Genomic DNA, 7,761 nt, shown 5'->3' on the forward strand with positions numbered 1-7,761 from the left:
AACGCGAGCGCGAAGAACACGCCCGCGTCCAGGGCCTGTCCGACGGCGCCCTCGCCCGGTCCGATCGGGATGACGAGCAGGACGAGCAGGTACGGCAGCAGGGCGACGGCCGGTGCGAGCTGGAAGACCCGGCCGTCGCCCTGCTGCCGTACCTGCTCGTCCTGCTCGTCATCCCGATCGGACCGGGCGAGGGCGCCGTCGGACAGGCCCTGGACGCGGGCGTGTTCTTCGCGCTCGCGGTGATGGGCGTCGGCGTGCTCGGCTCGCTCATGGCGGGCTGGGCAAGCGCCAACAAGTTCTCCCTGCTCGGCGGCCTGCGCACCGCCGCCCAGCTGCTGGCCTACGAACTGCCGATGCTGCTCGCCGCGGCCTCCGTCGCGATGGCGGCCGGCACCGTCTCGCTGCCGGGCATCCTGCACGCCTTCCACTGGTGGTGGCTGCCCTGGCAGCTCATCGGCGCGGTCGTCTTCTTCGTCGCCGGGCTCGCCGAGCTGCAACGCCCGCCGTTCGACATGCCCGTCGCCGACTCGGAGATCATCTTCGGCGCGTACACCGAGTACACCGGGCTGCGCTTCGCCCTGTTCCTGCTCGCCGAGTACGCCGGCATCGTCGTGCTGTGCGGCCTGACCACCGTGCTCTTCCTGGGCGGCTGGCACGGCCCCTGGGGCGCCGACGGGCTCGGCTGGGTCTGGACGCTGCTGAAGGCCGCGATCCTCGCCTTCGTCGTCATCTGGCTCCGCGTCACCTACCCGCGGCTGCGCGAGGACCAGCTCCAGAAGCTGTCCTGGACCCTGCTCGTCCCCCTCTCCCTCGCCCAGATCGCCCTCACCGGCATCGTCAAGGTGGTGATCTCCTGATGGCCCCGACCCGGCCCCGCATCCCCGGCTCCGGCCTCGCCAAGGGCCTCGCCGTCACCCTGCGCACGATGACGCGCAAGCACGGCACCGAGCAGTACCCGGACACCCTGCCCGAACTGCCGCCCCGCACCCGGGGCGTGATCGGTCTGTTCGAGGAGAACTGCACGGTCTGCATGCTGTGCGCCCGTGAGTGCCCCGACTGGTGCATCTACATCGACTCCCACAAGGAGACGGTCCCGCCCGCCGCCCCCGGCGGCCGCGAGCGCAGCCGCAACGTCCTCGACCGGTTCGCCATCGACTTCTCGCTGTGCATGTACTGCGGTATCTGCATCGAGGTCTGCCCCTTCGACGCGCTGTTCTGGTCCCCGGAGTTCGAGTACGCCGAGACCGACATCCACGAACTCACCCATGAGCGCGACAAGCTCCGCGAGTGGATGTGGACCGTGCCGGCCCCGCCCGCGCTCGACCCGGGCGCGGAGGAGCCGAAGGAGATCGCCGCCGCCCGCAAGAGCGCCGAGAAGCAGGCCGCCGCCGCGCAGGCCGAGGCCGCGCGGACCGAACCCGAGGAGGGCGACGCATGAGCCCCGCCCCCGCCCTGAGCCTCGCCGCCGCCCCGCACGGGTCTCTCGTTGCGGCCCCGCACGGCTTCCTCTCTCCGACCGGCGTCGAGATCGCCTTCCTCCTCGTCGGCCTGGTCACCTTCGGCGCCGCGCTGATCACCGTCACCACCCGCCAACTGGTGCACGCCGCCCTGTGGCTGGTGGTCGCGCTCGGCGGCCTCGCCGTGGAGTACCTGCTGCTCACGGCCGAGTTCATCGCCTGGGTGCAGGTCCTGATCTACGTCGGTTCCGTCGTCGTACTCCTCCTGTTCGGGCTGATGCTCACCAGGGCCCCCATCGGCCGCTCCCCGGATGCCGACTCCAACAACCGCTGGGTCGCCCTCGCCGTCGCGAGCGCCGCCGCCGTCGCCCTGGTGTGGGTGGTCACCGACGCCTTCCGTACGACATGGATCGACCTGACAGGACCGGCCGCCGGCACCACCCGTGTCACCGGGGCGAGCCTGTTCCGGTACTGGGTGCTGCCCTTCGAGGCCCTGTCCGTGCTGCTCCTCGCGGCCCTGGTCGGCGCAATCGTCCTGTCCCGCAAGGCCAAGACCGATGCCGATGGCGGCGCCGGTGACGAGCCGGCAGCCCGTACGCCGGCACCTGTCCCCGCCCAGAAGGACGGCGCCCGCTGATGCACCTCGTCTACCCCGCCGTACTCTCCGCCCTCCTCTTCTGCACCGGTCTGTACGGCGTCCTCGCCCGCCGCAACGCGATCCTGGTCCTGATGTCGGTCGAGCTGATGCTCAACGCCGTCAACCTCAACCTGGTCGCCTTCGACGTCTGGCTCAGCCGCGCCGCCCGCGACACCCTGCACTCCGGCCAGGCGCTGACCCTGTTCACCATCACCGTCGCCGCCGCCGAGATCGGCATCGGCCTGGCGATCGTGCTCGCCGTGTACCGCAACCGCGGCACCTCCGACATCGACAAGCTCCGCGACACCGCCGAAGGCCGGGGCGACGCGGAACCGGGTGCCGTCGCGGCACAGAAGACCGAGGCCACCGCGTGACCACGACCACCCTCGCCGTACTCGTCCCCCTGCTGCCGTTCCTCGGCGCCGCGGCCGGACTGCTGCTCGGCCGCGGGGCGCCCGGCTTCGTGCGCCCGCTCGCCGTGCTGCCGCCGCTGGCCGCACTGGTGCTGGCCGCGCTGGTCGCCGTCCGCCAGGGCGGCGGGCCGGCCCTGGACGCGCACACGGAGCTGACCCCCACCGGCTCGGTGCCCGTCGAACTGGCCCTGCACATCGACGGCTTCGCCGCGCTCGTCGCGATCCTGGTCGCCTTCGTCGCGACCTGCGTGCAGATCTACTCCACCGGCTATCTGCGCGACGACCCGCGCTACCCCTCGTACGCCGCTCTCGTCTCCCTGTTCACCTCCGCGATGCTGCTCGTCGTCTACTCCGGCGACCTGATCGTGCTGCTGGTCGGCTGGGAGGTCATGGGCATCTGCTCCTACTTCCTGGTCGGTCACTACTGGGAGACCCCCGAGGCCCGCGCCGCCTCCCTCAAGGCGTTCCTGGTCACCAAGCTCGGCGATGTGCCGTTCCTGATCGGCCTGTTCGCGCTCGCCACCGACGCCGGCTCCTTCCGCATCACCCGTGTCCTCGGCACCGTCGCGAGCGGCGGCCTGCACCATCCGACCCTCGTCGCCCTGCTGCTGCTCGCGGGCGTGGCCGGAAAGTCGGCGCAGTTCCCGCTGCACACCTGGCTCCCGGACGCCATGGCCGGCCCGACGCCGGTCTCGGCGCTGATCCACGCCGCCACCATGGTCGCCGCCGGTGTCTACTTCGTCGCCCGTCTCCTCCCCGTGTTCGAGGCATCCGGGGCCGCGATGCTGGTCCTGGCCGTGATGGCCGCCGTCACCATGACCGGCTCCGGCCTCGCCGCGCTCGCCCAGGACGACATCAAACGCGTCCTCGCCTACTCGACCATCGGCCAGCTCGGCTACATGACCGGTGCCCTCGCCGTCGGCGACCGCGGTGCCGCTGTCTTCCACCTCCTGTCCCACGGCGCCTTCAAGGCGCTGCTGTTCCTCGCCGCCGGTGTGATCATCCACGCCGCCGGCACCAACTCACTGGCCGCCATGTCCCGCATGCGCGGCCTGCGCGAGCGGGTCCCGGACGCCTACTGGACGATGACCGTGGCCCTGCTCGCGCTCGCCGCGATCCCGCCGTTCAGCGGCTTCTTCTCCAAGGAGTCCGTCCTCGGCGCCGCCGAACACGCGGCCCACGGCGACACCGCGCACGTGCCCGGCGCGGCCGGCTGGCTGGTCCTCGTCGCCGGTCTGGTGACCGCCGTACTGACCGCCGCCTACGCCACCCGGCTGTGGCTGCTGGCCTTCCACGGCCGGGGTGCCGAGGCCCCCGACCACGGCCGCCAGCCGCTGACCATGACCGCGGTCCTCTGGGTCCTCGCGGTGCCCTCCCTGGCCTTCGGCGGGCTCGCCTACCGCGCGCTGCCCGGCTGGTTCGACGGCGCCTCCCTGACCCCGACCCCGCTCACCTCCATCCTCGGTACGGGACTCGCCGTGGCCGGTGGCCTCCTCACCTACGGCGTCTGGCAGCGCACCACCCGAAGCCTCGTCAGCCCCCCGCTCGGCGCGGTCGCCGCCCACCCCGAGGGCGACGCGGGACGGGTGGAGGCCGAGGCCATCGCCAGCCACACCCCGGCCTACGGCGACATCGCCTACGCCCCCGACCCGGCGGACCCCGGACGGGCGCTGCTCGGCCCGCTGCACCGGCACGCGGCCGTCGGCTTCCACCTCGACGCCGTCTACACGGCGCTGTTCGTCCGCCCGGTACTGGCCGCGGCGAGCCTCGTCCGCTTCCTCGACCGCGAGGTCGTGGACACCTACGTCGGCGCCGCCGGCGCGCTGCCCCGGTTGCTCGGGGCCGCCGTACGCCGCGCCCAGACCGGCAATGTGCAGACCTATGTGAGCGCGCTGCTCGCCGGCACCGTCGTCCTGGCGGTCGCCGTCGTCCTCGTCGCCACGGGAGCGTGAGCAGGCGTGATCGATATCAACGAGTCCGTGATGCGGGTCCTTCTCGCATTGATCGTCGTCGGCCCGCTCATCGGCGCCGTCGCCGCCCTGCTGCCGGCCCCGCCCGGGCTGAAGGGGAAGTCGCCCGAGCAGTCCGTGCTGCGCCACGGCGTCACCGTGACCGGGGTGATCCTCGCCGCCGCGATCCTGCTCGCGCTCGGCTTCGACCACCACCATCCGTCGAGGATGCAGGCCACGACCGACATCAGCTGGATCCCCGCGCTCGATGTGCGGATCCACCTCGGCATCGACGGCATCTCGCTCCCCCTCGTCGTACTGACCGCGCTGCTGACCTTCCTGTGCGCGCTGTACTCCTACTTCAAGCCGCCCACGGGCCCGTCCCCGAAGGCGTTCGTCGCCCTGCTGCTCCTGCTGGAGACCGGCACGCTCGCGACCTTCGCCGTGCTCGATCTGCTGCTGTTCTTCCTCGCGTTCGAGACCGTGCTGATCCCGATGTACTTCCTCATCGCCCGCTGGGGCGGCGAGGGGCGGACCCGGGCCGCGTGGAAGTTCATCCTGTTCACGCTGCTCGGCTCCGTCGTCATGCTGCTCGGCCTGCTCCTGATCGGAATCAAGGCGGGCACCTTCGACATGGTGGCACTCGCCACTGACAACGGCCGGTCCCTGACCGCGTCCGTGCAGGTCATCGTCGTTTTGGCGATCGGTCTCGGGCTCGCGGTCAAGACCCCGATGTGGCCGCTGCACAGCTGGCTGCCCGACGCCCACACCTCCGCGCCGACCACCGGATCGGTGCTGCTGGCCGGTGTCCTGCTGAAGATGGGTACGTACGGGTTCGTCCGGATTTTGTTGCCGGTCGCGCCGCACGGCTTCCGCACCTTCGCGCCGTACCTCGCCGCCTTCGCCGTGGTCGGGATCATCTACGGGTCCCTGGCCTGTCTGGCGCTGGCCAGGCGGGGCGCGAAGGGCGACCTCAAGCGGCTGATCGCCTACTCCTCCGTCGGCCACATGGGCTTCGTCCTCCTCGGCATCGCCACCATGACCCCGACCGGAGTGAACGGCGCCCTGTTCGCCAACATCGCCCACGGCCTCATCACCGGCCTGCTGTTCTTCCTGGTCGGCGCTCTCAAGGACCGCACCGGCAGCACCGACCTCGACACCCTCGCCGAGGGGACCGGACTCGCCCTGTACGGCAAGGCGCCCCGCCTCGGCGGGCTGCTCGCCTTCGGTGCCGTGGCCTCCCTCGGGCTGCCCGGACTCGCCGGGTTCTGGGGCGAGATGCTCTCTTTGTTCGGCGCGTTCAAACCCGCGGCGGACCTCAGCCGCCCCGCCTTCCTCACCTTCATGGCGATCGGCGCGTTCGGCACCCTGCTGACGGCCGCGTACATGCTGATCGTGGTCCGCCGGGTCTGCATGGGCGGTGCCGAGCGCGAGGTCCCGAAGCTCGCCGACGTCCAGGGCTACGAGTTCGCCGCCTGGACCCCGCTCGTCGCCCTGACCGTCGTCGCCGGACTCTGGCCGCGGGCCCTGCTCGGCCTGACCGACCCGGCCGTGCACCAGCTGCTCGCAGGAGGCACCCGATGAGCGCCCAGCCCCTCGCCCAGCCGCTCGCCGAAGCCGCCGCCTCCGTCGCGTCGCAGGCCCACCCCCTCGCCCAGCAGCTCGGGCATCCCCTGGCCGCGTCCGCCGCGTCGCTGGTCCAGTCCGTCGACTGGCTCGCCGTCGCCCCGCCCCTGATCGCCGCCGTCGTCGCGCTCGGCGTGCTCGTCGCCGACCTCTTCCTGCCCGAGTCCCGCAAGAACGTCCTCGGCTGGATCTCGGTCGCCGGACTCGCCGCCGCCGCGCTGATGCTGCTGCCGCTCCTGGACGGCGACCGCGCCACCTTCTGCCTGACCGGCAACGGAACCGGCACCGGATCCGGCACCGGCGCGGGTCCCGGATCTGTCACCGGCGCCCCGCGCGCGTGCAGTTACGCCGCCGACCACTTCACCCTGGTCATCCAGCTCCTGGTCCTCGGCGGCGCCCTGCTCGCGGCCCTGCTGTCGATCACCACCCTGGACGACGACCGGCGGCGCGTCCCGTCCGGCGAGTTCTGGTTCCTGCTGCTCTCCGCCACGGCAGGCGCCGCCCTGCTGCCCGCCGCCCGCGACCTGGCCACCCTGATCGTGGCCCTGGAGGTCGCCTCCCTGCCCGCCTTCGCCCTCGTCGGCATCCGGCACGGCGACCGGCGGTCAGCCGAGGCCGCGCTGAAGTTCTTCCTGTCCTCGGTCACCGCCACCGCGGTCAGCCTGATGGGCGTCAGCTTCGTCTACGCCTCCACCGGAACCCTCTACCTCACCCAGGTGGCGCAACGACTTCCGGACACCCCCGGCCAGCTGCACACCCTGGCCCAGACGGGCGTCGTCCTCACCCTGATCGGCTTCGCCTTCAAGACGGCCGCCGTGCCCTTCCACTTCTGGGTGCCCGACACCTATGTGGGCGCGCCGCTGCCCGTCGCCGCCTACCTGTCGGTCGTCGGCAAGGCGGTCGGTTTCTCCGGCCTCATCCTCGTCACCGTGGTGGCGTTCCCGTCGTACGCCGACGTCTGGGGGCCCGCGCTCGCCGTCCTGGCCGCCCTCACCATGACCGTCGGCAATGTCGGCGCGCTGCGCCAGCAGGCCACCCGCGCCCGCAGCGCCGTACGACTGCTTGCCTGGTCCTCCGTTGGCCAGGCCGGCTATCTCCTCGTACCGATCGCGGCGGCCGGGTACGCCAAGGACGCGCAGAAGGCGATCGGTTCGACCGTCGCCTACGCCCTCATGTACGCCGCCGTGAACCTCGGCGCGTTCGCGATCGCCGCCGTAGTGGGCCGCGGCCGCGCCGGGAACCGGATCTCCGACTACCGGGGCCTGTACGCCACCAACCCGGTGACGGCCCTCCTGATGGCCTTCTTCCTGCTCTGCCTGGCGGGCCTGCCGCCGGGGATCATCGGCCTGTTCGCCAAGGTCACCGTGTTTTCGGCGGCCGTCGGCGCAGGTCTTGGCTGGCTCGCGGTCGTCATGGCCGTCAACGTGGTGATCGCCCTCTTCTACTACCTCCAGTGGACGGCCCTGCTGTTCCGCGCCCCGGAGGGCGAGACCGTCCGGCACCGGATCCCGGCCCCGCTGACGGCCGCGATCGCCCTCGCCGGAGTGGCGGGCGTCGCCCTGTCCGGAGCACCTCAACTGGTGCTGCGGTTCGCGGCCACCGGGCTCTTCTGAGGAGGACCGGCGGGCCCCCGCGGAACCCCCTTCACCCGTACGGCCTGACCCCCTTCACTCGTACAG

At 72.0% G+C, this 7,761-nt stretch carries 7 protein-coding genes; all 7 read left to right on the forward strand.

Annotated elements, in window-relative coordinates:
• Positions 1-857: complex I subunit 1/NuoH family protein (locus CCN72_RS08245; protein WP_244174154.1), on the forward strand; the 857-nt coding region annotated here is incomplete at its 5' end.
• Positions 857-1,438 (forward strand): NuoI/complex I 23 kDa subunit family protein, encoded by a 582-nt coding sequence (locus tag CCN72_RS08250; RefSeq protein WP_037663318.1) that lies wholly within the window; start codon positions 857-859, stop codon positions 1,436-1,438. The genes CCN72_RS08245 and CCN72_RS08250, both read left to right, overlap by 1 nt.
• On the forward strand, positions 1,435-2,094 hold the full coding sequence (locus CCN72_RS08255) for an NADH-quinone oxidoreductase subunit J family protein (protein WP_086806936.1): 660 nt from the start codon (positions 1,435-1,437) through the stop codon (positions 2,092-2,094). Before CCN72_RS08250 ends, CCN72_RS08255 begins: the two co-directional genes overlap by 4 nt.
• Complete coding sequence (gene nuoK / locus CCN72_RS08260) at positions 2,094-2,468, forward strand: NADH-quinone oxidoreductase subunit NuoK (RefSeq protein WP_037663320.1); 375 nt, start codon at positions 2,094-2,096, stop codon at positions 2,466-2,468. The genes CCN72_RS08255 and nuoK overlap by 1 nt, the downstream gene beginning before the upstream one ends.
• Positions 2,465-4,459, forward strand: coding sequence for an NADH-quinone oxidoreductase subunit 5 family protein (locus tag CCN72_RS08265; protein WP_086806937.1), 1,995 nt, complete (start codon positions 2,465-2,467; stop codon positions 4,457-4,459). The genes nuoK and CCN72_RS08265 overlap by 4 nt, the downstream gene beginning before the upstream one ends.
• A gap of 6 nt (positions 4,460-4,465) precedes the next feature.
• Positions 4,466-6,040: an NADH-quinone oxidoreductase subunit M gene (locus tag CCN72_RS08270; RefSeq protein ID WP_086806938.1), complete on the forward strand. Its 1,575-nt coding sequence runs from the start codon at positions 4,466-4,468 to the stop codon at positions 6,038-6,040.
• Positions 6,037-7,695, forward strand: a complete 1,659-nt coding sequence (locus CCN72_RS08275) for an NADH-quinone oxidoreductase subunit N (RefSeq protein WP_086806939.1) — start codon at positions 6,037-6,039, stop codon at positions 7,693-7,695. The genes CCN72_RS08270 and CCN72_RS08275 overlap by 4 nt, the downstream gene beginning before the upstream one ends.
• Positions 7,696-7,761 lie beyond the last annotated feature (66 nt).

The sequence above is a fragment of the Streptomyces murinus genome (genome assembly GCF_002154555.1).
Lineage (GTDB): Bacteria > Actinomycetota > Actinomycetes > Streptomycetales > Streptomycetaceae > Streptomyces > Streptomyces murinus.